The sequence below is a fragment of the Morganella sp. EGD-HP17 genome, assembly GCF_000512315.2.
Taxonomy (GTDB): domain Bacteria; phylum Pseudomonadota; class Gammaproteobacteria; order Enterobacterales; family Enterobacteriaceae; genus Morganella; species Morganella morganii.
The window spans coordinates 1-1830 of the sequence record NZ_AZRH01000053.1 but is presented as its reverse complement, the minus strand read 5'-3'; the positions used below and the strand labels follow the sequence as shown (position 1 = coordinate 1830).

At 44.2% G+C, this 1830-nt stretch carries 3 protein-coding genes and 1 pseudogene; 1 reads left to right on the top strand and 3 read right to left on the bottom strand.

Annotated features, from left to right (window positions below; all coding sequences use genetic code 11):
* A partial coding sequence (locus X965_RS18650; protein WP_036419794.1) for a transposase occupies positions 1-326 on the top strand: 326 nt, incomplete at its 5' end.
* 157 nt (positions 327-483) lie between these two features.
* Here X965_RS18650 and X965_RS19185 read toward each other — a convergent pair.
* From X965_RS19185 to X965_RS18640, 3 genes and pseudogenes are all read right to left on the bottom strand, one after another.
* Positions 484-639: pseudogene (locus tag X965_RS19185) on the bottom strand (ClbS/DfsB family four-helix bundle protein); the annotation flags it as partial.
* Between the two features lie 303 nt (positions 640-942).
* Positions 943-1290, bottom strand: a complete 348-nt coding sequence (locus X965_RS18645; RefSeq protein ID WP_036419793.1) for a type II toxin-antitoxin system HicB family antitoxin — start codon at positions 1288-1290, stop codon at positions 943-945.
* The gene (locus X965_RS18640) at positions 1290-1535 is read right to left on the bottom strand and encodes a type II toxin-antitoxin system HicA family toxin (protein WP_036419791.1); all 246 of its coding nucleotides are present in this window, start codon (positions 1533-1535) and stop codon (positions 1290-1292) included. The genes X965_RS18645 and X965_RS18640 overlap by 1 nt, the downstream gene beginning before the upstream one ends.
* Positions 1536-1830: the final 295 nt, after the last annotated feature.

Below are 1830 nucleotides of genomic sequence, written 5' to 3'. Positions count from 1 at the left end.
AGGAGATGCTGATGCGCTATATCAGCCATATTCCGTCACGGCATTTTAAGATGGTGCGGTATTACGGCTTTCTGGCCAACCGGAAACGGGGAATTTTACTGCCGGAAGTGTATGCGGCACTGGATATGAAAGTGAAAGAAAAGCCGCCGAAACCCGGCTTTGCCTCACTGATGAAACAATTTACGCGGACAGATCCGTACCAGTGCGTCCTGTGCGGCGGCAGACTGATATTTAACAGTGCAGAAGCGGGTATCAGGGCAGAAAGATTGCTGGAGATACGGCGTCAGGAATTTAAAAAGCAGCGATGGCTGCGGCAGGCCGCATAGGGAAGATCTGCGTTAAATTCAGCAAATTGAATAATAATTCACCGGAGTGCCGCAAATTCGCACAGTCCCGTCCGGATAAAACAACTGATCGTTCATCAGCATAAGAAGCTACCGCCCGGAAAACAGGGTAAAAACAACTTTCAGTTTCCTAACCATCGAGATCACGAACACTCATCTCCGTTCCTTTGGCGTGTCCGTCCATTGATTTATCTGAAGTAATTTCTGGTGGGATTGCGTTGAGGTAACTAATTAATTTACTAAAATTTTTATCAATAGCTAAAAGCAGTTCAGCTTTTGTTTGCGGCACACTCATAAGAATTCCCTCTCATGTAAAAAGAGACACCATAAAGGCACTGTGTGGTGTTTGAAAATCATTCAATTATGTACCACCCACCACAACAGGGGAAGACCCATATAAATACAGTATCATTCCTGTTTTATTGCTGCAACTACTGGAGTTTTGCTGATCCGGGAGTAAATGGGGATACCGGATATTCCCGGCCGTTAAAGCTGTTCCGGGGATCACAGCCGAAATGTCCGTCCCCTGTACCAAAAGGAATATCGGAGAGTATTTTTTCTTTGCGGGTTCAACGCCCGAAAAGAAAAACCGGAGCGATTAAGCTCCGGAGTGATGGTTATTAATTTCTTTTTCCAATGCTTTACTGACAAAAGCGTTAAGCGTGATATCTTCCTCACTTGCCCGTTCTGCGGCTTTCCGGTGCAAATCAGGATTAACCCGGACATTGAAAACGCCTTTAAAGGGAGTGTCAGGTTTTTTTCCGTCTTCCTTACATGCCTGTAAATACAAATCCACAGAGGTTTTAAACTCTTTTTCCAACTCTGCGAGAGTGTTCGCCTCATAGGTCACTAAATCACGAATAAAAGCCAGTTTTCCGAACAGAATGTTATTTTCAAAATCCGGCTCTATCGTTCCGGTATAACCTTTGTAATTTAACTGTTTCATTATAATATCCCCTCATCTTTCAAAATGGTTTTAACTGCTTTCAGCGCACCGCCCTTAATGTGATTTTCCGGGTGCGGTCTGTGAAGCAATATCATGTTACGATCGGGATGAATAAAGCGAACCCGTGAACCTTCCATTTCTTTTTTTTGATACCCGAGAGAAGAAAGCAGGCTTACTAATTCTGACCAGTCAAACGTTTTTTTACTGTTTGATAGTTTGCTGATTAATTTTTCCGTCTTACCCATTTTTAATCTCCGCGCCTCATGTGACTAATTATAGTTACATTGGCCGTTTTTGTCAAGCTAAAAGGGAACTTCCGTCCGGAAAACGCATCGTATTTAATATCTGAAATTCCGGATACTGCCTGATATTCCAGCCCAGGATTCAACTGAAAAGAGAAGAACAATAGCCGCCTGCGGCGGAGCTAAGACGCGGTAAGTGAATGGCTGTCCTCAGCAACCGTCTCCCGTTATAATTCCGTGCATGTATATTCCCCGACCCGCAAAACTCCTTTTCCAGATTGATGACGGCTGGAACCGC